1 protein-coding gene is annotated in these 656 nt (G+C 29.6%); it reads right to left on the reverse strand.

The window, feature by feature from the left end:
• Nucleotides 1-118 precede the first annotated feature (118 nt).
• Nucleotides 119-622 (reverse strand): GNAT family N-acetyltransferase, encoded by a 504-nt coding sequence (locus Q0891_RS17205; RefSeq protein WP_299103576.1) that lies wholly within the window; start codon nucleotides 620-622, stop codon nucleotides 119-121.
• Between the last annotated feature and the right edge of the window lie 34 nt (nucleotides 623-656).

The raw sequence follows: 656 nt of genomic DNA on the forward strand, positions 1-656 counted from the left end.
GTTTGTTGCGTGGTTAAGCAACTAAGTTAACAAATAAAAACCGAATAGAAAATCCGCGAGGATTTTCGTAAGTAGGCGAGGACTAGCAATAAATTATATACGGTGTTGTGCGCTGGCTTTATTCTTTCTCAATTTTATATATAACAGCTTTTTGTTTCTCAAAATTTGTATCTCGTTCATATTCAAGTCCTATTTTTTTTAAAACTTTAATTGAACCAATATTTTCTTTCATAGCTCTTCCAATAATTCGTTTTATGTTAAGCTTTTCAAAACCATAATCCAAGCAAGCTTTTGCACTTTCTGTTGCATAACCTTTATTCCATTCATTTTCAAAAAATCGAAATCCAATATCAATTTCATTTTCCATTTCTCCGAATTTCAATCCACACCAACCTATAAATTCATTCGTTTCTTTATTTATCACAGCCCATCTTCCGTAACCATTTAACTTATAGTCTTGATAATTTTCTGAAAATTCTTTTGCTTCTCTAATGTTTTTAAAAGAAGAATTTCCAGTATATTTTATGACATTTGGATTAAGATTTAAATTATAGAAATTTTCAGCGTCATCAACATTCAATTCTCTTAATAAAAGTCGATTTGTTTCTAAAATTTGTTTCATTTTGAGGTTTTCTTCAGCTTGCGCACAACGTGTT

The sequence above is a fragment of the uncultured Winogradskyella sp. genome (assembly GCF_947498005.1).
In the GTDB taxonomy this organism is placed as follows: domain Bacteria; phylum Bacteroidota; class Bacteroidia; order Flavobacteriales; family Flavobacteriaceae; genus Winogradskyella.

Bases quoted from the DNA above. Each gene is read 5' to 3' on its own strand.
- Q0891_RS17205 (WP_299103576.1), bottom strand. From the start codon at position 622: ATGAAACAAATTTTAGAAACAAATCGACTTTTATTAAGAGAATTGAAT.